This window comes from Streptomyces sp. HUAS TT7 (assembly GCF_051550175.1).
Classification (GTDB): Bacteria; Actinomycetota; Actinomycetes; order Streptomycetales; family Streptomycetaceae; genus Streptomyces.
The window spans coordinates 6,749,093-6,771,145 of sequence record NZ_CP196175.1 but is presented as its reverse complement, the minus strand read 5'-3'; the positions used below and the strand labels follow the sequence as shown (position 1 = coordinate 6,771,145).

The 22,053-nt window shown below is 71.5% G+C and carries 16 protein-coding genes; 4 read left to right on the top strand and 12 right to left on the bottom strand.

Annotated elements, in window-relative coordinates; genetic code table 11:
• Window positions 1-61 precede the first annotated feature (61 nt).
• Window positions 62-850, bottom strand: a complete 789-nt coding sequence (locus ACSHXC_RS30455) for a VOC family protein (RefSeq protein WP_438294624.1) — start codon at window positions 848-850, stop codon at window positions 62-64.
• A gap of 177 nt (window positions 851-1,027) precedes the next feature.
• Between ACSHXC_RS30455 and ACSHXC_RS30450 the strand changes: the two genes are divergently transcribed.
• Entirely contained in the window at window positions 1,028-2,044 is a 1,017-nt protein-coding gene (locus tag ACSHXC_RS30450; RefSeq protein WP_438294623.1) for a DUF3533 domain-containing protein, read from the top strand.
• A complete protein-coding gene (locus tag ACSHXC_RS30445; RefSeq protein ID WP_438294622.1) occupies window positions 2,041-2,694 on the top strand; it encodes an acetate uptake transporter in 654 nt (217 codons plus the stop codon). The genes ACSHXC_RS30450 and ACSHXC_RS30445 overlap by 4 nt, the downstream gene beginning before the upstream one ends.
• Before the next feature lie 69 nt (window positions 2,695-2,763).
• Here ACSHXC_RS30445 and adhE read toward each other — a convergent pair whose 3' ends face one another.
• Both adhE and ACSHXC_RS30435 read right to left on the bottom strand, forming a co-directional pair.
• Window positions 2,764-5,385, bottom strand: a complete 2,622-nt coding sequence (gene adhE / locus ACSHXC_RS30440; protein ID WP_438294621.1) for a bifunctional acetaldehyde-CoA/alcohol dehydrogenase — start codon at window positions 5,383-5,385, stop codon at window positions 2,764-2,766.
• A gap of 220 nt (window positions 5,386-5,605) precedes the next feature.
• Window positions 5,606-6,466, bottom strand: coding sequence for an SPFH domain-containing protein (locus ACSHXC_RS30435; protein WP_438296914.1), 861 nt, complete (start codon window positions 6,464-6,466; stop codon window positions 5,606-5,608).
• 136 nt (window positions 6,467-6,602) lie between these two features.
• Here ACSHXC_RS30435 and ACSHXC_RS30430 point away from each other — a divergent pair, with 136 nt between their 5' ends.
• Window positions 6,603-7,469, top strand: a complete 867-nt coding sequence (locus ACSHXC_RS30430; RefSeq protein WP_438294620.1) for an alpha/beta fold hydrolase — start codon at window positions 6,603-6,605, stop codon at window positions 7,467-7,469.
• Window positions 7,470-7,496: 27 nt separating this feature from the next.
• On the opposite strand, the gene fxsT is transcribed toward ACSHXC_RS30430, so the two are convergent.
• The 4 genes from fxsT to fxsBH are packed head-to-tail and all read right to left on the bottom strand — an operon-like array spanning window position 7,497 to window position 15,703.
• On the bottom strand, window positions 7,497-11,420 hold the full coding sequence (gene fxsT, locus ACSHXC_RS30425) for an FxSxx-COOH system tetratricopeptide repeat protein (protein WP_438294619.1): 3,924 nt from the start codon (window positions 11,418-11,420) through the stop codon (window positions 7,497-7,499).
• Window positions 11,404-12,717 (bottom strand): TIR-like protein FxsC, encoded by a 1,314-nt coding sequence (locus tag ACSHXC_RS30420; protein WP_438294618.1) that lies wholly within the window; start codon window positions 12,715-12,717, stop codon window positions 11,404-11,406. The genes fxsT and ACSHXC_RS30420 overlap by 17 nt, the downstream gene beginning before the upstream one ends.
• Before the next feature lie 30 nt (window positions 12,718-12,747).
• The gene (locus tag ACSHXC_RS30415; protein ID WP_438294617.1) at window positions 12,748-13,533 is read right to left on the bottom strand and encodes an aminoglycoside N(3)-acetyltransferase; all 786 of its coding nucleotides are present in this window, start codon (window positions 13,531-13,533) and stop codon (window positions 12,748-12,750) included.
• A complete protein-coding gene (fxsBH, locus tag ACSHXC_RS30410; protein WP_438294616.1) occupies window positions 13,514-15,703 on the bottom strand; it encodes a radical SAM/SPASM protein FxsBH, inactivated beta-hydroxylase extension form in 2,190 nt (729 codons plus the stop codon). Before fxsBH ends, ACSHXC_RS30415 begins: the two co-directional genes overlap by 20 nt.
• A gap of 541 nt (window positions 15,704-16,244) precedes the next feature.
• On the opposite strand from fxsBH, the gene ACSHXC_RS30405 reads away from it, so the two are divergent.
• Window positions 16,245-17,141, top strand: a complete 897-nt coding sequence (locus ACSHXC_RS30405; protein ID WP_438294615.1) for a DUF4231 domain-containing protein — start codon at window positions 16,245-16,247, stop codon at window positions 17,139-17,141.
• A gap of 21 nt (window positions 17,142-17,162) precedes the next feature.
• Here ACSHXC_RS30405 and ACSHXC_RS30400 read toward each other — a convergent pair whose 3' ends face one another.
• The 5 genes from ACSHXC_RS30400 to ACSHXC_RS30380 all read right to left on the bottom strand — a co-directional run bounded on the left by ACSHXC_RS30400 (window position 17,163) and on the right by ACSHXC_RS30380 (window position 22,040).
• On the bottom strand, window positions 17,163-17,642 hold the full coding sequence (locus ACSHXC_RS30400) for a hypothetical protein (protein ID WP_189961971.1): 480 nt from the start codon (window positions 17,640-17,642) through the stop codon (window positions 17,163-17,165).
• A 187-nt stretch (window positions 17,643-17,829) separates the two neighbouring features.
• Complete coding sequence (locus tag ACSHXC_RS30395; protein WP_438294614.1) at window positions 17,830-18,735, bottom strand: S1 family peptidase; 906 nt, start codon at window positions 18,733-18,735, stop codon at window positions 17,830-17,832.
• 192 nt (window positions 18,736-18,927) lie between these two features.
• Window positions 18,928-19,725: a DUF1684 domain-containing protein gene (locus ACSHXC_RS30390; RefSeq protein ID WP_438294613.1), complete on the bottom strand. Its 798-nt coding sequence runs from the start codon at window positions 19,723-19,725 to the stop codon at window positions 18,928-18,930.
• Between the two features lie 4 nt (window positions 19,726-19,729).
• Window positions 19,730-21,031, bottom strand: a complete 1,302-nt coding sequence (locus ACSHXC_RS30385; protein ID WP_438294612.1) for an NtaA/DmoA family FMN-dependent monooxygenase — start codon at window positions 21,029-21,031, stop codon at window positions 19,730-19,732.
• Window positions 21,018-22,040, bottom strand: coding sequence for an LLM class flavin-dependent oxidoreductase (locus tag ACSHXC_RS30380; RefSeq protein ID WP_438294611.1), 1,023 nt, complete (start codon window positions 22,038-22,040; stop codon window positions 21,018-21,020). Before ACSHXC_RS30380 ends, ACSHXC_RS30385 begins: the two co-directional genes overlap by 14 nt.
• Window positions 22,041-22,053 lie beyond the last annotated feature (13 nt).

The following is a 22,053-nucleotide window of genomic DNA, read 5'->3' as shown; positions in this document are numbered from 1 at the left end:
CTCCCTTCCACCATAGACCAGTTTCGAACGCACGTGCGACACATATGTTCGAATGCCGCTGTCAGGCCGTGGCGCTCTTGATCACCGCGAACGGGGCGCCGAACGGGTCGAGCAGCATCGCGAACCGCCCCACGCCCTCGCCGTCGGTGGCCGGGATGATGACGGTCGCGCCGAGCCCTTGGGCGCTGGCCACCGTGGCGTCGCAGTCCTCGACCTCGAAGTACGGGTGCCATTCGGAGGTCGAGCCGGCGTCCCGGTTCTCCTGCGGCAGCTCCATGAGGCCGCCGTGCATGGTCTGCTCGCCGCCGCCGGCCGGCCCGGCGATGGAGTAGACGATGCCGCCACCCATCGGCATGTCCCGGGTCTCCCACGACAGGACGCTGCCGTAGAACGCCTTCGCGGCCGCGGCGTCGGTGGTGTACAGCTCGATCCAGCTGACGCTGCCGGGGTCGTTGACGAGCTCCAGGCCGTCCGTGTCGCCGGGCTCCCACACGGCGAAATCGGCGCCCGTCGGGTCGGTGAAGGCGGCCATCCGCCCGGCCGTGAAGACCTGCGACGGCGGGACCCGGACCGAGCCGCCCGCCTGCTCGACGGACTTGGCGGTGGCGTCGGCGTCCACGGTGCGGAAGTACACCGTCCAGGCCGAGCTCGCGCCCTCCTCGGTCAGCGGGCCGGCGGCGCCCACCGTCCTGCCGTCCTTCTGGAAGAAGCCGTAGCCCCCGGCCTCCGGTCCCGCGGACTGGAACTGCCAGCCGAACAGGCCGGTGTAGAAGGCGACGGCCGCGTCGATGTCGGGGGTCCCCAGGTCGAGCCAGTTCAGCCCGCCCGGTACCTGTGTCGAGGTCAGCATGGAGGTGCTCCTGTCGCGTGCGTCGTCCGCCCGGGACGACGGTCCCGGGAACCTGTCTCCAGCGTGGCAGCGGGCGCCTCCCCCCGACAGCCGGATGCCTCGGTCCGGACATCGGCTCTCAGCCATTCGGCCGCGCACCGACTGCGTGAACGCGCAGTGCGGCAGAGCGTAGGGGGCATGACTTTCGTCGACGAGGTGAAGAGCGCCGTCACCGTGCGGGCCGCCCTGCTGGTCATCGGCGTACTGGGCCTGATGGTCGCCTTCATCACGTCCTACGCAGGCGCCTTCCACCACCCGAAACCGAAGGACATCCCCTTCGCCCTGGTCGCGCCCGCGCAGGTCAGCGGACAGCTCGCCCAGCAGTTGGGCGCGCTGCCCGGCCATCCGCTGGACGTACGGACGGCCAAGGACGAGGCCGACGCCACCCGGCAGTTGCGCGACCGCCGCGTCGACGGGGTCCTGGTCGTCGACCCGCGGGGCACCACCGACAAGCTGCTCGTGGCGAGCGGCGGCGGGGCCTCCCTCGCGCAGGCCGTGGAGGCGATCGCGACGGGGGCCGAGAAGGCGCAGCAGCGCAGCGTGAAGGTGATCGACGTCGCGCCCGCCTCCGCGGGCGACTCCCGCACCCTGTCCTCGTTCTACCTCGTCGTCGGCTGGTGCGTGGGCGGCTATCTGTGCGCCGCGATCCTGGCGATCAGCGCGGGCGCCCGGCCCGCCAACACCCACCGGGCGCTGATCCGGCTCGCGGTGCTCGCGGTGTACGCGATCGCCGCGGGGCTGCTCGGCTCGCTCATCATCGGGCCGGTGCTCGGCGCGCTGCCGGGCAGCTACATCGGGCTCGCCGGGCTCGGCGCCCTCGTCGTGTTCGCGGTGGGGGCGACGACCCTCGCCTTCCAGGGGCTCGCCGGGGTGGTCGGCATCGGCCTGGCGATCCTGGTCGTCGTCGTCCTCGGCAATCCGAGCGCGGGCGGCGCCTATCCGTATCCGCTGCTCCCGCCGTTCTGGCGGACGATCGGGCCCGGGCTGCCGCCGGGCGCGGGCACCTGGGCGGCCCGCTCCATCGCGTACTTCAAGGGCGAGTCGATCAGCGGCCCGCTCCAGGTGCTCTCGATCTGGGCGCTGCTCGGCGCCGTCATCACGGTGGTCCTTGCCGGTCTGAACCGGGACCGCGGCGAGAAGCCGGTGGGCGCATGACCGTCCCCCGCCGCTCCGGCCCGGCCGAACAGGCCTTCTCCGTACGGCGGATGGAGCCGAGCGCGCAGGCTCAGCTCGGTGCGCTCGGCCTGACCGGGTTCATCGTGGTCACCACCATCGCCACCGGCATCGACGCGGGGATCTTCCCCGAGAAGCTCTCGGCATCCGTGCTTCCGCTGGTCGGGTTCTTCATCGGCGGCCTCGCCCAGCTGCTCGCCGGGCTCTTCCAGGCCCAGCGCGGCGACACCTGGCACGCCACGGTCTTCGGCGGCTTCGGGGTGTTCTGGATGTCGAAGGCCCTGATGCTCCAGTGGGTGCTGCCGGGCCTCGATCCGTCGCTGCGCGGCGACGCGATGGGGCTTTTCACGCTGCCCTGGGTGTTCGTGGTGTTCGTCCTGTGGCTGGGCAGCTGGCGCATCCATCTGGCGCTGCTCTCGACGTTCACCTGCGTACTGGTCGTGTTCGTCGGGCTCGTCTGCATCGGCTTCACGGGTGAGGTGATCTGGACCCGGATCACCGGGTGGGCCGGTCTGTGTGCTGCGCTCGGGGCGACCTACATCCTCGCGGGCCAGATCCTCGCCTCGACGTGGGGCCGCCCGGTGCTGCCCATGGGCCGCTTCCTGACGCCGCTCGAACGCCAGGAGGCGTGACCCGGATACGTACCGGACGGACAAGACCGCGGGGCCGCCCCGGGTGGGACGGCCCCGCCTCCGGGAGACCTACTTGCCGTAGTACGCCCGGGTCATGAGCTCCTTCATGTCATCGATCATCGGCATCCGCGGGTTGGCCGGGGCGCACTGGTCGGCGTAGGCGTTCATCGCCTGGACCGGCAGGGCCTCGATGAAGGCGGTCTCGTCCACGCCCTCCTCCTGGAAGGAGGCGGGGATGCCGCACTTGGCGCGCAGTTCCTCGACCGCGCGGGCGTAGGACTCGACGCCCTCCTCAGGGGTCGCGGCCGGCAGGCCGAGCATCTTCGCGATCTCCTGGAAGCGCTCCGGGGCCCGGTAGACCTCGGCCTTCGGCCACGGGGTGGCCTTGCCGCTGACCTGGCCGTTGTGCCGGATGACGTGCGGCAGGAGCAGCGCGTTGGTGCGGCCGTGGGCGACGTGGAAGGTGTTGCCGAGGGTGTGCGCCATGGCGTGTACGAGGCCGAGGAAGGCGTTGGCGAAGGCCATGCCCGCCACGGTCGAGGCGTTGTGCATCTTCTCGCGGGCCTCGGGGTCGCCCGCCCCGTCGACGACGCAGCGCTCCAGGTTCTCGAAGATCAGCTTGATGGCCTGGAGGCAGAGGCCGTCGGTGTAGTCGTTGGAGTAGACCGAGACATACGCCTCGGTGGCGTGGGTCAGGGCGTCGAAGCCGGAGTCGGCGGTGACGGTGGCGGGCAGGCCCATCGGGAGCATCGGGTCGACGATCGCGACGTTCGGGGTCAGCGCGTAGTCGGCCAGCGGGTACTTCTGGGCGGCCTTCGGATCTGAGATGACCGCGAACGGAGTGACCTCGCTGCCGGTTCCCGAGGTGGTCGGGATGGCGACCAGCTTCGCCTTCTCGCCGAGTGCCGGGAACTTGTAGGCGCGCTTGCGGATGTCGAAGAACTTCTCCTTCGTGTCCGCGAATTCGATCTCCGGGTGCTCGTACATCAGCCACATGATCTTGGCCGCGTCCATGGCCGAGCCGCCGCCGAGCGCGACGATCGTGTCCGGCCGGAAGTCGCGCATCATCGCGGCGCCTGCCTGGACCGTCGCCAGCTCGGGGTTGGGCTCGACGTTGTCGATGACCTGGAGGACGACCGGGCCGGGGCGGGCCTGGAGGATGTCGCTGATCCTCTGGACGAAGCCGAGCCTGCCCATCGTCTTGTCGGTGACGATGGTGACCCGCTCCAGGCCGGCCATCTCGCCGAGGTAGCGGATGGAGTTGCGCTCGAAGTAGATCTTCGGCGGGACCTTGAACCACTGCATGTTGTTGTTGCGCCGTCCGATCCGCTTGACGTTGACCAGGTTGACCGCGGAGACGTTGTTGGACACCGAGTTGTGGCCGTAGCTGCCGCAGCCGAGGGTGAGGGAGGGCAGGAAGGCGTTGTAGACGTCGCCGATGCCGCCGAAGGTGGAGGGCGCGTTCACGATCACGCGGATCGCCTTGACCCGCCGGCCGAACTCCTCGGCGAGCTCGTCGTCCTCGGTGTGGATGGCGGCGCTGTGACCCAGGCCGTGGAACTCGACCATCTGCGCGGAGAGTTGGAGGCCGTGCTCGGTGGAGTCGGCCTTCAGGGCGGCCAGGATCGGGGACAGCTTCTCGCGGGTGAGCGGCTCGCCCTCGCCGACCTCCGCACACTCGGCGAGAAGGACCGAAGTGGTCGCCGGCACCTCGAAGCCGGCCTGCTCGGCGATCCACTGCGGGGACCTGCCGACGACGGAGGCGTTCAGCTTGGCGCCCGCGCAGTTGGCGGCGAAGGCGGTCGTGCCGAAGACGAACTCCTCCAGCTTGGTCTTCTCGGCCGCGCTCAGGACGTACGCGCCGAGCCGCCCGAACTCCGCCAGGCCCCGCTCGTACACCTCCTTGTCGAGGATCACGGCCTGTTCGGAGGCGCAGATCATGCCGTGGTCGAAGGACTTCGACAGGACGATGTCGTGCACGGCCCGGCCGACCTTGGCGCTCCTGGTGACATACGCGGGGACGTTGCCCGCGCCGACGCCGAGGGCGGGCTTGCCGCACGAGTAGGCGGCCCTGACCATCGCGTTGCCGCCGGTGGCGAGGATGGTGGAGACGCCCTCGTGGTTCATCAGCAGGCCGGTGGCCTCCATCGACGGCTCGGCGATCCACTGCACACAGTCCTCGGGCGCCCCGGCCTCGACCGCCGCGTCCCGCACCACGCGGGCGGCCGCGGCCGAGCAGTTCTGCGCGGAGGGGTGGAAGGCGAAGACGATCGGGTTACGGGTCTTCAGCGCGATCAGCGCCTTGAAGACGGTGGTCGAGGTGGGGTTGGTGACCGGGGTCATCGCGCAGATGACACCGACCGGTTCGGCGATCTCGGTGATGCCGTTCAGCTCGTCGCGGCCGATGACGCCCGCGGTCTTCAGGCCGCGCATCGAGTTGACGACGTGTTCGCAGGCGAAGAGGTTCTTGACGGCCTTGTCCTCGAAGAGGCCGCGGCCGGTCTCCTCGACGGCGAGGCGGGCCAGTTCGCCGTGCTCGCTCAGCGCTGCCAGGGAGGCCTTCTTGACGATGTGGTCGACCTGCTCCTGGGTGAACGTCTCGAACCGGCCGAGCGCCGAAAGGGCTCCCTGCACCAGTTGGTCGACCATGACCTCGGCGGTCGTGACGTTCTCGGCGTTCTTGGCCTCCATGGCAGGAACTCCTTCTTGTCGAGCGCTACGGGTATTGCGAGCGTTGCGATGCCTTTTCCGATGTCTCAATTCGACACCTGTTCACCGCGCTCGCGGGCCCGACAAAGCCCTGTTCCTGGGGGTAGAACGTCCCTTCAATTGACCGGACGTCACGAAAAATATGCCCCTGACCTGCACAGATACATAAGGACTTTCGCCCCATGCGCACTTGTGAAAACTTTCACAAGTTTTCCTGCTGGGTACTTCCCTCCCCCAGGATCTCCGAATGCGCCTGCGCCGGAGGAACGTCCGGCGTGGGCGCAGCTGCCGGCTCCGTGGGCAAAGGTGCCGCGCGTTCCAGGAACCTCAACAGCTCGACCGGGAACGGAAGCACCAGCGTCGAGTTCTTCTCGGCGGCCACCGCCACCACGGTCTGCAGCAGCCTCAGCTGGAGGGCCGCCGGCTGCTCCGACATCACGCCCGCCGCCTCGGCCAGCTTCTTCGAGGCCTGGAGCTCGGCGTCCGCGTTGATGACCCGGGCCCGCCGCTCACGGTCGGCCTCCGCCTGGCGGGCCATCGAGCGCTTCATCGTCTCCGGCAGCGACACGTCCTTGATCTCGACGCGGTCGATCTGCACGCCCCAGCCGATGGCCGGGCTGTCGATCATCAGCTCCAAGCCCTGGTTGAGCTTCTCCCGGTTCGACAGGAGGTCGTCGAGGTCGCTCTTGCCGATGATCGACCGCAGCGAGGTCTGCGCCATCTGCGAGACCGCGAACTGGTAGTCCTCGACCTGGATGACCGCGTCCGCCGGGTCGACGACCTTGAAGTAGATCACCGCGTCCACCCGGACCGTGACGTTGTCCCGCGTGATGCCGTCCTGTGCGGGCACCGGCATCGTCACGATCTGCATGTTCACTTTCCGCAGCCGGTCGACGAACGGAAGGATCATCGTGAAGCCCGGCCCGCGCACCGAATCCGTCAGCCTGCCGAGCCGGAAGACCACTCCTCGCTCGTACTGCTTGACGACCCGCGCCGCCGCCAGCGCATAGACGACACCGGCGGAACCCACGGCGATGCCCGCCGCCACCAGCTCCTCGACCATCACGGCCCCCAAGGGTCCGAATCGGACGTGTACCTCGACGGTAACTCCGCATCTCCCGCAAGGGGAGACCCCGTCCGGCCCCCTCCGCGCGAGTAGGCTGCGGCCGGATGGCGGGCTACCGGGCGAGGGGGCCACGGTGCGGGACCGGGTGCGCACGGCCGACGGGCGGATTCTCACGGTGGAGCGGTTCGGGGACCCGCTGGGCAGCCCGGTGTTCCTGCTGCACGGCACACCCGGCAGCAGGCTGGGCCCCGCTCCCCGCAGCATGGTGCTCTACCACCGCCGCATGCAGGTCATCGCGTACGACCGGCCCGGCTACGGCGACTCCGACCGGCTCAAGGGGCGCCGGGTCGCCGACGCGGCGCGGGACGTCGAGGCGATAGCGGACCGTTACGGGTTCGAACGCTTCGCGGTCGTCGGACGCTCCGGGGGCGCCCCGCACGCCCTGGCCTGTGCCGCGCTGCTGCCCGAGCGGGTCACGCGGGCCGCCGCCCTGGTCACCCTCGCGCCGCCGGACGCCGACGGGCTCGACTGGTTCGAGGGCATGGCCGCCTCCAACGTCCTCGCCTACACGACGGGCGCCGCCGACCCGGACGAGATGGCCGCACACTTCATCGCGCGCTCGGCACGCATCCGCGAGAACCCGGTCCAGCTCCTCGACGACCTGCGCAAGGAGCTCACCCACGCCGACCGGATGGTGGTCAAGGACGCCGGGGTCCGCTCGATGCTGCTGCGCAACTACCAGGAGGCGCTGAGGACTTCGGCGTACGGCTGGATCGACGACGCGCTCGCGTTCTGCAACCCGTGGGGGTTCGACCCGGCGACGATCCCCGGTGACGTCCTGCTGTGGCACGGCGAGCAGGACGTGTTCTCGCCCGTGGGCCACTACCACTGGCTGGCCGAGCGCATTCCGGGCGTGACGGCCGTCCTGGAGCCGGCCGCCGCCCACTTCGACGCCCTGCACGCGCTGCCCCGGGTGCTGCGCTGGCTCATCCAGGAGTGAGCACGGACCTGTCGGAAATCGGGCCCCTCACACCGCGAGCGGCTCCAGGTCCCGGTGCGCGCGGCGCAGTTCACGCGCCGACCGTACGACGACGTGGTCCTCGCCGAGCAGCCGCGCGAGCTCCAGGAGCGCCTCCGAACGCAGCCGCTGGGCCTCGTCCCGGCGTCCCAGCGCGTCCAGCGTGAGGGCCAGGTTCGCCGAGCACGCGAGCCGCTCGGGGTGGTGGCGGCCCAGCGTCTTGCCGAGCCCGGCGACCGCCGCCCGTTCGAGCTCCAGGGCGTCGTGCAGCTCGCCGAGGTCCGCCTTCACATTGGCCAGGTTGACGGCCGCGAACAGTGTGTGCGGGTGCTCGGCGCCGAGCACCTCGCGCATGGTCGTGATCGCGCCCCGGAGAACCTCCCGAGCGGTCGGCAGGTCTCCGCAGCCCCACTGGTAGATGCCCAGGTTGTTGAGCGCGGCCAGGGTGTAGGGGTGGGCGGGGCCCGGGTTCCTGCCGTACTCCTCGGCCACTTCGCGCGCGGTGTCCCGGGCCGCCTCGTGCTCGCCCGCCGCGAACTGGTCGGCGGCCAGGTTGAGTTCGCAGGCCAGCGAGTCCGGGTTCACCGAGGTGTACTTGGCCCGGTAGCGCGAGCGGGCCGCCTGGGTGAGGCGCCGGGCGTCCTCGAAGCGGCCGGTCCTGCGCAGCGCCACGGACAGGCTCTTGGCGGCCGCGAGGGTGCCGGGGAAGGAGCGCCCGAGCCGCTGTTTGGAGGTCGCGTACGTACGCTCCAGGAGCGACACCGAGTCCTCGTACCGGCCGATCTCCCGCAGGTCGCGCGCCAGGCACATCGCCGAGGAGAGCGTGTAGGGGTGCTCCGGGCCCAGGACGACGGTGCGGCTGTCGTACACCTCCTGGTCGAGCACCCTGGCCCCGGCGTAGTCGCCGACCATGCGCCGGGTGAGGGCCAGGTTGTTGGCCGCGGCCAGCGTTCTCGGGTGCGAGTCGTTGAAGATCGTGCGGAAGCCGTCGTACGCCTCGGTCGCCAGGTCCATGGCCCGGGCGTACTGGCCCAGCGCGCCGAGGTCCATGGCCAGCGCGCTGGTGGTCATGTACGTGTGCGGGTGCTCGGGCCCCAGCGTGGCGCGCTGGCGCTCCAGGGTCTCCTCGTCCAGTTCGAGGGCCGCCGTGTAACGCCCTTGCGAGCGGCAGACGTTGGAGATGTGGAAGCGCAGGTAGAGGTACTGGATGTCGTTGCAGCCGAGCTCTTCGCGCCACTGTTCGCGCAGCTCTTCGCCGAGCGCGGAGGCCGCGGTGAACTCCCCGCGCTTCCACAGGTACCGCATCCGGTCGATCAGGAGCCTGCGGGGCTCGGGTTCGGTGCACCGGCGGGCCTCGGAGGGGCCCAGATGCGGCCAGATGCCGGCGAACTGCGGCCAGGTGTCCGGGTCGTCGATCGGCTCGTCGGCGTCGGGGCGGGCGCCGGCCAGGATCCGGTGGACGGTGTGCTGCGCCTCGTGCCGCTCCTGTTCGCTCAGCTGCGAGCGGACCACGGCCTGGACGAGCCGGTGCACCTGGATGGAGCCCTTGACCGGATCGACCTTGGCGAGCGCGAACCGGCCGATCTCGCGGATGATGCGGCCGAGCACCAGCTTCTCCTGGAGCGAGGGGTCGTACGGCTTGAGCGCGTCGATCATCTCCTTGCTGTACAGGAGGCCGGCCGAGATCGGCTCGGGCGCGAAGAAGGCACAGAGCTGGAGGAGGCGCACCGCGGCCGGCGAGCGCCCCTTGAGGAGTTCGATGGAGACGTTCCAGGTGGCGGCGACCGGTTCGGGGTAGCCGACCGGCTGGTTGAGCGAGAGCACGCCGGCCGTCTGCTCGGCGAGCTGGTCGAGGTAGTCGGCGACCGGGGTCGCGGTCTCCGCGATCCAGGCGGCCGCCTGCTCGACGGCCAGCGGCAGGTCGCCGAGCGCGGCCGCGACCCGGTCCGCCTCGTCGACGGACAGGCCGGGCGCCCGCCGCCGGAGGTGCTCGACGGACTCCTCGCGCCGGAACACGTCGACGGACAGCGCGTCGCCGTACTGCGACCAGTCCTGGTTGCGCGAGGTGACCAGGATGTGGCCGGGGCCGCCCGGCGGGATGAACCGCCTGAGCGCCTCGGGGTCGTCCGCGTTGTCGAAGACCAGCAGCCAGCGTTCGGTGGGCACCCCGCGCCGCAGCAGGTCGACGGCCTCGCGCGAGGCCACCCCGATGTCGTCGCCGCCCTGGCCGCCGAGGCGCCCGCCCAGTTCGGCGAGGCCCGCGGCCACGTCTCCGGCGCGGGCGCAGTTGATCCACCAGACCAGGTCGTAGTCGGCCATGAAGCGGTGCGCGTATTCGAGCGCGACCTGGGTCTTGCCGACGCCGCCGAGTCCGTACAGGGTCTGCGGCTGCGGCAGGACGACCGCGAGGCCGCTGCCGAGCTGGTCGCGCATCCGCTCCAGGGCCTCGGAGCGGCCGGTGAACTCGGGGTTGCGCGGCGGCGCGTTCCAGATCCGCGGCACGGTGCCGGGGAACCGCGGGCCGCCGCTCTGCCCGCCGCTCTGGCCCGGCCGGTCCAGGGCGCGCAGCAGGGCCTCGGTGGCGTGCGCCTGGTCGAGCCGGAACAGGTCCACGGGGTTGCGGTCCAGGTAGGCGCCCGGCAGGCGTACGTCGTCGACGCGCAGCGACAGCATCGTGCGGCGAAGCCCGGTCGGGTCGGCGGAGGCCGCCTCCTGCCAGACGCCCATCGCCCGGGCCGACTTGAGGTAGGCGGCCGAGAGCACCACCACGGTCCGCCCGTTGTCGGCGGCGGGGTCGGGGCGGTCGGGTGCCGGGTCGGAGACGTCGCGCGGGTGGACCCGGAAGCCGGCCCGGCTCAGGACCGCCTCGATCCAGTCGGCCCACATCCGGTTCTCGGCCGCGTACGAGAGGTGGACGTCGACGGCCTGTGCGGGGCGGCGGCGGGTGAAGGCCTCCTTGATCCGCAGCCGGGCCTCGTCGTTCACAGCCGGCATGGAGGTGACCTCGCCGTCGGTGATGACCGCGGTGAGCCGTTCGAAGGCGGAGAGCAGCGAGTTGGAGAGCCCGGCCTCGTCGCCGAAGGTGGCGAGCGACTCCTCGTACGCGTAGTAGGGGCGGTACGGGATCTCCACCGAGCCCCAGTACGCGGCGAGCCGGTCGCCCGCGAGCCCGGCGGGGAAGCCGTCGAACTTGAGCCGGGCCAGCGCCCGTCCGGCGTCCGCCTTCTCCTTCTCGCCCTCGTCGATGCGCATGGGCACGGGCAGTACGCGGATGCTGCGGGCCCCGTAGCCCTCGGCGATCTGGCGGGCGACGGCGGCGGCGCCGTCGATGGACTGGTCGCTGAGGGTGAAGCAGTCGACGAGGATGTCGGGCAGGTGGACGGTGCAGATGTCGGCGACGTCGCTGAGCCCGGTGCGGCTGTCGATCAGGATGTAGTCGTAGTTGGCCTTCATGTCGGCCTGGAGGGCGTCGAAGAAGGTGCCGCCGCCGAGCCGGCTGTAGAGGTTGTCCCAGTCGAAGGTGGAGACCGTCGCGGAGTACTCGCGGTTCTGCCGGCCCGCCGACACGAAGTCGAGGGTGCCGCCGTCGGGGAACTGCCAGCCCAGATGGTCAGGTACCAGGGACACGGCGTGCGGCTGGATTCGGGCCAGTGCCAAGTACCAGTCCTCGTCGGGGTGTTCGGGGTTGGTGGCGGCCCAGGCGTACTCGCCGACCAGGTCGATGACGCCGCTGGTGGCGCCGAGGGTGGCGGGGTCGAGGAAGGGGTGGAAGAAGCGGTGCAGGCCCGGTGCCTCCAGGTCCCAGTCCACCGCGAGCACCCGCTTGCCGTTCGCAGCGAGGATCAGGGCGGTGTTGGCGAGCGCCATGGTGCGCCCGGTGCCGCCCTTGTACGAGTAGAACGTGACGACACGTCCGTCACGGCTGGCTGTCATCCGTGTCCTCCACATCGGGTGCCCCATCGAGCGCGTCGTGCGGTTGTACGGTGCGGTGCCCGGCCTCGGGGCCGTTGCCCATCGGGCCGATCAGGCGCGGCCGTCGGCCGGGTGCGCGGCCGGCCGGGGGGTGGGCCGGAGCGTGTCTCAGGTACTGCTGGGCGGCCGCCTCGACCACGTGCGGCAGCAGCTCCTCGAAGGCGTCGATGGACTCCACGCCCCGGGCCGCGGCCCGGCAGGCGGGCCGCCCGTGGCTCGCTCTGTTGGGCAGCGTAGCCGCCGTGCGGGCGGTGAGCTCGTCGGCCGCGGCCCGGCTCTGCGGGTCGTCCCGGTTCCACGGGACCACCACGCTGATCCAGGGCCGGTTCGCGGCGTCGAGGGCGGCGAGCCGGGCGCGCCGGTTCTCGTCCCGGAGCGCCCAGCGGTCGACGAGCAGGACCTCGGGGCGGCTCGGGGGCCCGTTCTCCTCGCCCGGCGGACTCTCGTCGTCGAAGGAGGCCACGGTGGGCCGGTAGTTGAGCGAGCCCGCGATGTCCTCGGCGATCAGGGCCAACGGCCGCTGTGTGTCCGGGTGGTAGGGGTTCCAGTCGAGCGGGCTCTGCCCGTAGTAGACGGCGTCGCGCCCCTCGGGGAGGTCGTCGCGGGCGGGGGCGGCGACGGTGACCCGCAGCGGGCGGGGCCCCGCGGCGGTGCCGAAGGCGCTGGGGAGCGTGCGGTGGTCGAGGGGGCGGCCGGGGCCGACGCGGCCGGCGTGGGCCGCGCCGACGATGTGCCGGGCGAGGCAGTGCACCGCCCGCCGGTACTCCTCGGCGAACAGCCGGAGTTTGATGAGCCCGTAGAGCCCGTCGGCGGCGTACCGCTCCCCCAGGTCGCGGTGGTCGAACCTCAACTGCTCGGCTGGTAGCGGAAGTTGACGGGGCGGTACGGGTATCCACAGCGCCGGGACGATGGCGTCGGCGGGCCGGTTGGTGGCGGCCTGGTGGCGGATGGCGCGCTGCGCGAAGGCGTACCACTCCTTGCCGCACCACTCGCTGGCGAAGTAGCGGGGCGAGAAGAGCGGCACGAACACGCGGCAGGAGGCGAGGCTGCGGCCGAGCTGTTCGGACCAGCCGGAGCCGGGGCGCGGCCCGCGGTCCATGAAGCCGGGCGGTGTTCCGGCGGGCAGCGCGGTCAGCTCCGCCACGCCCTGGCAGAGGTCCTCGAAGAGCCGTCCCACCCACATGTCGGGGTCGGGTCCGCTCCCGCCGCGGCCCGCGGCGGGAGCGTAACTGAGAAAGAAGTACGGCCCGTCGGGCACGGGCCCCTCATCGCCCTTCCCGGCCATCGGTCAGTGCCGTTTCTCGGCCATCCAGGCGGCCGCGTGCTCGACCGCCGCCCGGATCGGGAAGAGCCGCGCTCCACGCCGCCCGAGCGGGCCGCCGCGTACGTGCTCGGCGGGGAAGTCGGCGCCGATGCGGGCGAAGTCGCTGTCGTCGAGCACGGCGTCCTCGTAGGCGAACCAGGTGGACCCGCCCCGCTCGTCCCTGATCACCGCGCGGTAGGTGCGCACCGGGCGCGGCGGCACCAGGTATTCGGCGAAGTGGAAGGCGGTGCACACGGCGAAGCCGACGTTGACCATCAGGACCTGCGCCCCGGCGGCGATCAGCTTGGGCAGCGGGGACTCCTCGCCGAAGTGGCAGTCGAGCGCGTGGCCCTTCATGAGCTCGGCGGCCCGGGCGCCGAGCGCCGCGAAGGAGGTCTGCGGGTGGTCGCTGCGGGCGGCGCCCTCGGTGGTTCTGACCCGCTCGGCGAACCGCCCCATCAGCGGGCACGGGGTGCGGTCCGGGTCGAAGGGCTCCATCGCGGCCCGGAACGCGGCCGGGTCGGGGGCCCGGCTCACCAGGGCGAGGTGGGCGGGCGAGGTGTCGGAGTTCTCCGGGGTGAACGCGGGGACCACCAGCGTGCCTTCGGGGCCGAGCACCGTGCGCAGCGCGTCCAGGAGCTCCTCGGCGCGGAGCCCGGTGCCGTGCAGCGAGGCGTGCACGAGCAGGACCCCGCCCTCCGCCACGCCGAGGGCGCGCAGCTGGTCGGCCGGGCCGGGCTCTCCAGGAACCTCAGTGGTGTTCTCGCCCACGCGATACCTCTTCCCATTCCTGGCGCACGGTGTGCACCAGGTGCTTTCCGGTGACGGTGAGTTCGGCCGCCCGCTCCAGAGCTTCCAGCGCCCGGCCGAGCTCCGCCGGGGTCGGCGCGCCACCGCGGTACGCGGCGACCGCGACCCCTTCGTACGTCTCGGCGAGCAGCCGGGAGACCGGCAGCGGCCCCCAGGGCGTCGGATGCTGCCACGCCCCGTCCATGTCGTACAGGTCCTCGACGTCGAGGAGGGCGCGCAGGGCCGCCCTGCGCCCCCCGCGCAGCAGGGCCAGGGCGAGCGGCTCGTCCGCGAGAGCGAGGGGAAGGCCGAGCGCGCCGAAGCCGTGCCGCCCGACCACCGGCCCCGCTCCCTGCGCGAGCGGGGTGAGCGTGGTGATCGCGTCAAGCGCATCGGCGTACCGCGGGACGGTCTCGTCCAGGCGCGCGCGAGCCCGGGCCACCCGGTGGCCCCACTCCGCCGCCTCGCGCGGCCCCAATCGGGGCAGCACGGGGCTGTCGAAGCAGTCGCGGTACGGGTCGAGGTCGTCCAGGAGCAGGCCCTCGACCCTCCTCGACGGCCGCCAGTCCGGGGCCGGTTCGGCAGGGCGGACGATGTGCCGCTCGCCGCTCGCGTGCCGCACCCGGAAGCCGCTCCCCGCGACGGCGACCTCGGCCACGCCCTCGGCGGCGGGCAGGCGCAGTTCGCCCAGGGTCGGCAGGTGGAGCCGGCCGTCGGACCAGCGGACGGGGACGGCCGGGCCGGCGCCGTCGTGCACGGCCGCGGCCGCCGTGTACGCGGCCAGGCGGCACGCCGTCGCCACCGCCTCGGGACCTCCGTCGCGGAGCGCCTCCAGTGCGGCGAGGAACCAGCCGCGGGCGTAGGGGTGGGCCAGGACGGTGTCGAGCCCCGGCCCGTCGACGGCGGTGGTGAGCTCCCAGATCCGGTCCCACTCGGCGCCGCCCCGCCCGTCGAGCCCGGTATGCAGTTCGGCGAGCAGCAGGCGGTTCAACTCCAGTCCTGAATCGGTGAGTTGACGAGGACCGGGAAGCTCGGGGACCGGCGTGCGGGCCTCGATGCCGCGTACCAGGGCCATCAGGTCGGGGCAGTAGACCGACGGGTTGGCGAAGCCGCGGCCCGCGCGGTAGCGGTGGGTGTAGTGGCCGCCCCCGCAGGAGCGGACGACCGGGCAGCGGCGGCACTGTTCGCCGACCCCGGCGAGGCCGCGCTGGCGGGCGCGGACTCCGGGGTGGGCGGCCACCGCGTCGAAGTCGTCCTGGAACACCGAGAACCCGGTGGCGGCGGCGCCTTCGTAGGCGGACTTCAGCGAGTCGACCTGTTCGAGCGAGCCGTCGGTCTCCACCACGACGATGTCGGTGGGGGCGAGCCCCAGGGACTCGGTGAGGCTGGGGCCGCCGTGCAGGGTGGAGAGCACCGACTCGAAGAGCCGCACCGGCACGGTCCGGCCCTGCTCGTCCCAGCGGTCGAAGACGGCGAGCAGCCAGTCGGCGTACGGGGCCGGGATCGCGTCGGGGCGCGCGGGCGGGGTCTCCCAGGTGGCGTGCGGCAGGAGGTAGTCGATGCGGGGCGGGTCGAGCGCCACGAGCGCGTCGTGCACGGCGACCGGGTCGTTGGCGAGGTCGACGGTGCAGAGCAGACCGGCGAACAGCTTCCGATGGCACGGCTGTTGGAGCAGCTCGACGGCGGCCAGGACCTGCGCATGGCTGCTGCGGCCGTCGGCGTAGCGCCGGTGGCGGTCGTTGGCGGCGCGGTCACCGTCGAGCGAGATGCCGACCTTCACCCCGAACTCCTCGAACAGGTCGAGGTGGCGCGGGCCGAGCAGCACGCCGTTGGTGTGGATGCGCAGATCGAGCTCCGCGACCGGTGTGACGGCGGCGGTCAGCACCTCGCAGACCCGGCGCAGCCGTTCGGGTCCGGCGAGCAGCGGTTCGCCGCCGTGCAGAATCACCGAAACGGAACTCAGACGGTGCTTTTCGGCGTGCTCGGCCAGCCGTCGGGCAGTGCCCGAAATGACGTCGTCGGAGACCGCCCGGGGCTGCTCGCGCCAGCTCTGGTCTGCGGCTTCGTACACATAACAATGGTCACAGGCCAGGTCGCACCTGCTGTGCACCTTGAGCACGATCTCGCGGAATGGGACCAGCGGCCCTGTCATTCCGCCAGTTTAGCGAGGACGGGAATGCGCGCGCCCGGCCCGGGAGTTCTCCGGAAATGTCCCGGAGCCCCCGCCCTGCCCTGGTGCCCCATGGTCCCCGCCGGGCGCACCCGGCAGGGCCGACTCCCCAACTCCCGCGTCAGAGCGCGGAGTTGAAGGTGCACGCCGCGATCGGCCGGTGGTCTTCCCGGGCGGCCAGGACCCTGCCGAGGCTCCTCCCGCAGGCCCGGTCCGCGACCTTCGCGGCCAGTTCGGCCAGCGGTACCCGGTCCTTCTTCGCAGCGGAGAATGAGGCTGAATTTACGGAATCTGCTGAGTTTACGGAGGGTTTCACGTTCGTCCCTGGGGTGAGTGACAACCGCACGTGGACAGTGGCACCGGCACATGCACCGTTGCAGTACCGGCGGGACGACTTTACTCTCATCCCAACCAGTGGATGGAGCACGCAAACGGAGCGCACACCTGCCATCCCTACGAAAGAATGAAGGCAAAACCGCAGACGGGGGTGCATGTGACGGCGATTCCCGGCCCATTGCAGAGCATGGTCTTCCGGAACGCGGATCTGCCGGGCCTCTTCCATCACGCGGACGCGCTGGCGATCGGCCGGCAGCAGTCGGCGGTCAAGCTGACCCGCACCCAGCTCTCGCTCCTCGTCGTCGGCGCCGTCGCGGCGGCGCTGCCGCAGGTCAGGGTCGGCGAGGACTTCCAGGTACTCAGCGCGCTGAGTGCGCTCGCCTACGCGGGAGTGCTGCTCGCGAGCTTCGGGGCGGCCCGGCGGCACGCCGCCTCGCACTGGCAGCTCAACCGTTCCGCCGCCGAGTTCATCAAGTCGATGTGCTGGCGCTACGCCGTTCACGGAGCCCCCTTCGACCTGGGCGTCCCCGACCCGGACGCCCTGTTCGTGACCCGCGTCGAGGAGGGCCTGCGGGAGCTGAAGAAGGTCGGCTGGCGCGACCCCCGCGACGACGGCGAGCTCGCCTCGGGAGGCCTTGTGACCCCGAGCATGCGGGAGTTACGGGGCAAGTCGTTCAACGTACGCAAGGAGACATACGTACGCGACCGGCTCATCGAGCAGCGCAACTGGTACCGGCGCCGCCAGGAGACCTCGCGGCGCGCGACCAGGCTGTGGTCGACAGCGATCACACTGTTGACCCTCCTCGCCCTTTTTTTCGCCACTCTCCAAACCTTCTCGGTCGCGGAAAAGGTAAACATGGCAGGTGTTCTGTCAGCATCGGCCGCGGCCTGTCTCGCCTGGAGCGAGATCCGCCGCCACCAGCCGCTGATCTCGGCACACTCGCTGGTCGAGCAGGACCTCATGGAGATGCATGTGGCGATGGAGAACATGGTGACCGAACGGCAGTGGCCGCAGGCCGTGTACGAGACCGAGCGCATCGTCTCGCCCCAGCACACGGACTGGCTTGCCCGGCTGCGCAGTTGAGCGCGGCGGTCCGGCCCCGCGTCACGCCCTTCGGCTGCCGTCCCGCCAGATGACGGTCACGGGCCGGCCGAGGCCGCGGGCGTACTGCACGATGTCGCCGGTGCCGCCGAGGCCGCGGGCCGGCAGGCCGTCCCAGACGGCGACGAGCCGGTCGCAGTTGTCCGCGATGTAGGCTCCGGCCGCATAGTAGGCCTCGTCCGTGGAGTGCGGGTAGCCGAGCGCGATCTCCTGGCTGGCGCGCCGCTTCAGGCCCCGGTAGCGGGCCAGTTCGGCCGCGTCCGCGAAGCCCGCCTCGTAGTCGCCGCTCGGGATCACCACGGTGAGGGCGGCGCCGCAGTCCAGGGCGATGTCGGCGAAGAGCTGGTCGGCGCCGGTGGCCAGGCTGGAGAGCGCCTCCAGGGAGCCGTCGTGGCCGCAGAGCAGGGCGCGCAGCCGGTCGCGGATCTCCTCGAAGGCGTCGGGCGGGATGTCGCGGTGACCGGTCACTCCGATGCGCTTCAATGCGTCTCACCCCGTGTGTCCGGCGCCGGTCACTGACGGACCTGTTCTACGTCGTGCCCCTGCACATCCTCTCAAAACAGCGCATCACGTCCAGTCGGAAGCCCCCGTCCGGTCGTCCGGGACGGGGGCCTTGGCCTGTGGTCGGCCGATGTACGGTGACGCGCCATCACATTTCAGTGACGTATCGTCAGAAAAGGCTCACACCATAGGCATTCATGGCCTCGACCACCGGCTGGAAGAAGGTCGTTCCACCGGAGGTGCAGTTGCCGCTGCCGCCCGAGGTGAGGCCGAGCGCGGTGGAGCCTGCGTACAGGGGGCCGCCGGAGTCGCCGGGCTCGGCACACACGGTGGTCCGGATGAGGCCGGAGACGATGTCGCCGTTGCCGTAGTTGACCGTCTGGTTGAGCGCGGTGACCTTGCCGCTGTGGATGCCGGTGGTCGAGCCGCGCCGGGTGACCGTCTGGCCGACCGTCGGGTTGGCGGCGCTGGTGATGCGCTGGCCGCCCACCGCGCTCGGGTGCGCGAGCGAGGTGTTGGTGTACTGCACGAGACCGTAGTCGTTGCCCGGGAAGCTGGTGCCCACGGTCGGGCCGATGCTCGTCGAGTGCGACGAGCTGGTGTAGTAGTTCGGGTAGCCCTGGGTGCAGTGACCGGCCGTCAGGAAGTAGTACGTGGAGCCCTTCTTGACGTTGAAGCCCAGCGAGCAGCGCCAGCTGGTGGTGTAGATGGCGTCGCCGCCGGAGAGCAGCTTGGTGAACCTGCCGGAGGTCCGCTCGATGCGCAGGGCGCCCGCGTTGGCTCCGGCCTCGCGCTTGATCTTGGCCAGATCGGCCGCCGAGACGGTCGAGTCGGCGGTGACGACGACCTTGCCGGTCGCGCTGTCGACGCTCCAGGCGGTTCCGGCGACGTCCGCTCCGCGCACGGCGTCGCTGGCGGCGGTCAGGGCGGCGACGCCGAAGGCATGGGTCGGGGTGGCGTTGGCGTTGGGGACGGCTATGGCCACCGCGGCGAGCAGGCCGGTGGCGACGGCTGCGAGCCTGGTGCGTCTCGCGAGACCGGTGGGGGGTGTGGGGGTGGTGCGCTTGATCCTCACTTCTTTTCCTCCCGAGGGGAATCGAGGGGCCCGTGAAAAGAAGGACCCCGTGAGGCGCAGCCAAGGACGACGGCAGCACAACAAGGCGCAAGCCGTGATCCTGACAAGCGCTGCGGAGGAGTATTCGGGGGCCCGGCCGGTGCGCGCAAGGGCGCCTTTAGGCCGGGTTCCGCGAGGATGCGCGCGCCGGGGTCAGCTGGTGCGGATGTTCCGCTCCCCCGCCGGGATGTCGAGGGGAAGGGTGTTGCCCGGGGGCGGGAAGGGGCAGATGAAGTGGTCGGCGAAGGCACAGGGCGGCAGCTGCGCCCGGTTGAAGTCGACGGTCACCGCGCCATCGGGAGCCGGTGCTTCGGGCCGCAGGAAGCGGAACCGGAAGGTGGACTTCCCGCTGGTCCCGTCGGCGAACACGGCCCACAGCGAACCGTCGGCCTCGACCGAGACCTGGAGCGTGTGCTCCTGCCCGCCGAGCGTGAAGACGATTTCCCCGGCGAGGTCGAGCCCGCGCTCGACCCCGTCGGCGCCCGGCACCTTCACCCGCTGCCGCTCGTACGGGCGGAAGGTGCCGGGCAACCGGAAGCGCTCCTCGTACGGGGTGGCGTCGATGCCCGCGAAGGCCTGGCGCGCCGGGGACGCCGGGTCCCACACGCGCACCGCCCACAGCCCCTCGCGGCGCAGCACGACGAGCCTGCGGTCACCCTGCGCGAGCCGGGACTCGCCGGCCGGACCGACGTCTGCACCGAGCCGCGCCTCCCCGGTCAACGGGGCGCCGTCCAGGCTGAGTCGGTGCTCCTCGCCTGCGATGAGCACCACCTCGTCGCCGTCCTCGCGCCACCGGCCGAGCTCCTCGGGCACGCCGTCCGCGAGCCAGTGGGTGCCGGTCAGGGCGAGCGGTCCGTAGGGCGAGGAGACCGAGGCGATGCGGTGCTCGTGCCACTTCTTCCAGTCGAGGGCGTGGTCGGACCGGGGATCCTGCGGTGCTTGCGCGCTCATGCGATCAACCTTTCCATACCGGGGTACGCAGTCCGAGGTGCGAGCGCAGCGTGGCCCCGGTGTATTCCGTGCGGAACGCGCCGCGTTCCTGGAGCCGTGGCACCACTTGGTCGACGAAGTCGTCCAGGCCGCCGGGGGTGAGATGGGGTACGAGGATGAAACCGTCGGCGGCGCCGCCCTGCACGAACGCGTCGAGCTCGGCGGCGACCGTGTCCGGGGTGCCGATGAAGGACTGTCGGCCGGTGGTCTCGATGACGGTCTGCCGGATGGAGAGGCCTTTGGCCTCGGACAGGGCACGCCACTTGGCGGCGATCTCCAAGGCATTGGTGATCTTCACCCGGCCCTGGACGAGCGATGAGTCCGGGTCGGGGTCGATGGCGGGCAGCGGGCCGTCGGGGTCATGGGCGGACAGGTCGCGGCCCCAGATCTGTTCGAGGGCGAGGATCGCGCTCTGCGGCGAGACCTGCTGGTGACGGATCTCGGCGGCCTTCTCCTGGGCCTCGGCCGCGGTGTCGCCGAGCACGAAGGTGACCCCGGGCATGATCTTGAGATCGTCGGGCTCCCTGCCGTACTGGGCCAGGCGCCCCTTCACATCGGCGTAGAAGGCGCGGCCCGCCTCCAGGGTGCCGTGCCGGGTGAAGATGACGTCGGCGGCCGAGGCCGCGAACTCGCGCCCCTCGCCGGAGTCACCGGCCTGGATGACGACGGGGTGCCCCTGAGGGGAGGGCGGCACCCCGAACTTCCCCTCGATGGAGAAGTGCCGCCCGTGGTGGGCGAAGGGCCGCGGCACCCCGTCCGGCCCCCAGGAGTCCCACAACTCCCGTGTGGTGGCGACGAATTCGGCGGCACGGGTATACCTGTCCCCCCGATCGAGGAAGCCGCCGCGGCGGAAGTTCTCGCCGGTGAAGGCATCGGGCGAGGTGACCACGTTCCAGGCGGCCCGGCCACCGCTCAGGTGGTCGAGCGAGGCGAAGCGGCGGGCGATCTCGTACGGCTCGTTGAAGGTCGCGTTCACGGTGGCGGCGAGCCCGAGCCAGTCGGTGACGGCGGCGAGCGCGTTGAGCAGGGTGATCGACTCGGGCCGCCCGACGACGTCGAGGTCGTGGATCCGTCCCTTGTGCTCGCGCAGCCGGAGCCCTTCGGCAAGGAAGAAGAAGTCGAACTTCCCCCGCTCGGCGGTCCGGGCGAGGTGCTCGAAGGAGGAGAAGTCGATCTGCGACTTGGAGCGCGGGTCGGCCCAGACGGTGGTGTTGTTGACACCGGGGAAGTGGGCGGCGAGGTGGATCTGCTTCTTAGTCGCGCTCATGGCGGCCTCCCCCTGCGGTGGCGTACTGGTTGACGGGCCGTGCCAGGCCCAGGTGTTCGCGAAGGGTGGCGCCGGGATAGAAGCGCCGCAGCAGACAGCGGTGCTGGAGGACCGGGACGGTGGCCTTCACGATGAGCGCGAGGTCGCGCTCGGGGTCGGCGAGGCGCAGGTGGAAGCCGTCGACGGCACCCTCCTCGTGCCAGTCGCCGATGAGGCCGGCCAGCTCCACGGCGTCGGCGGTGGTGGCAAGGGCCACCGGGATCGAGCCGAGCACCCGCAGCCGCTCGGGGTCCCTGCCGTGCGCGCGGGCCCGGTCGCGCAGCTCCCCGCGGGCGGTGCGGGCGGCGAGCGGATCCTGGGTGCGGACGAGCGCGACGTCGGCATGCCGTACGGCGGCGGCCCTCGGCTCGGCGGCGGTCGCGTCGAGCACGGTGACGGGGTGCCCCTGGGGCGGCCGGGGCACGATGGCCGGCCCGCGCACCGAGAAGGTGCGCCCCTCGAAATCGACGTAGTGCAGCCTGTCGCGGTCGATGAACCGCCCGGTCGACTCGTCGCGTATCTCGGCGCCGTCCTCCCAGGAGTCCCACAACCTGGCCGCCACATCGGCGACTTCGCGTGCCTCGTGCCACGCCTCGGCGGCGCGGGCGGCAGGCCGCCGCCCGAAGAGCCGTGCCTCGGCCTCGGAGGTGGACACCTCGGGACTCCACCCGGCCCTGCCCCGGCTCACCCAGTCGAGGGTGGCCACGGCGGAGGACACGTGGAACGGCTCGGTGTGCGTGGTGTTCACCACCGGCACGAGCCCGATCCGCCCGGTGGCGGGCGCGACCCGGGACAACACGGCAAGCGCGTCGAGCCCCGCCTTCACGAAGGAGTCCCCGAGCGTGACGAAGTCGAGCGTCCCCTGCTCGGCGAGCCGGGCGAGCTGAACGAAATACCCGGGGTCGTAGCGCCCGGCCCCGTCGAGAGAGACAGCGAGGTGCACGGGGCTGCGGACCAGGGGTGTGGACATGGGTGAACCTTTC

Excerpts from the sequence above, each read along its gene's own strand:
- ACSHXC_RS30455 (WP_438294624.1), bottom strand. The coding sequence starts at position 850 with ATGCTGACCTCGACACAGGTACCGGGCGGGCTGAACTGGCTCGACCTG.
- ACSHXC_RS30450 (WP_438294623.1), top strand. The coding sequence starts at position 1,028 with ATGACTTTCGTCGACGAGGTGAAGAGCGCCGTCACCGTGCGGGCCGCC.
- ACSHXC_RS30445 (WP_438294622.1), top strand. The coding sequence starts at position 2,041 with ATGACCGTCCCCCGCCGCTCCGGCCCGGCCGAACAGGCCTTCTCCGTA.
- adhE (WP_438294621.1), bottom strand. The coding sequence starts at position 5,385 with ATGGAGGCCAAGAACGCCGAGAACGTCACGACCGCCGAGGTCATGGTC.
- ACSHXC_RS30435 (WP_438296914.1), bottom strand. The coding sequence starts at position 6,466 with ATGGTCGAGGAGCTGGTGGCGGCGGGCATCGCCGTGGGTTCCGCCGGT.
- fxsT (WP_438294619.1), bottom strand. The coding sequence starts at position 11,420 with ATGACAGCCAGCCGTGACGGACGTGTCGTCACGTTCTACTCGTACAAG.
- fxsBH (WP_438294616.1), bottom strand. The coding sequence starts at position 15,703 with ATGACAGGGCCGCTGGTCCCATTCCGCGAGATCGTGCTCAAGGTGCAC.
- ACSHXC_RS30405 (WP_438294615.1), top strand. The coding sequence starts at position 16,245 with ATGGTCTTCCGGAACGCGGATCTGCCGGGCCTCTTCCATCACGCGGAC.
- ACSHXC_RS30390 (WP_438294613.1), bottom strand. The coding sequence starts at position 19,725 with ATGAGCGCGCAAGCACCGCAGGATCCCCGGTCCGACCACGCCCTCGAC.
- ACSHXC_RS30385 (WP_438294612.1), bottom strand. The coding sequence starts at position 21,031 with ATGAGCGCGACTAAGAAGCAGATCCACCTCGCCGCCCACTTCCCCGGT.
- ACSHXC_RS30380 (WP_438294611.1), bottom strand. The coding sequence starts at position 22,040 with ATGTCCACACCCCTGGTCCGCAGCCCCGTGCACCTCGCTGTCTCTCTC.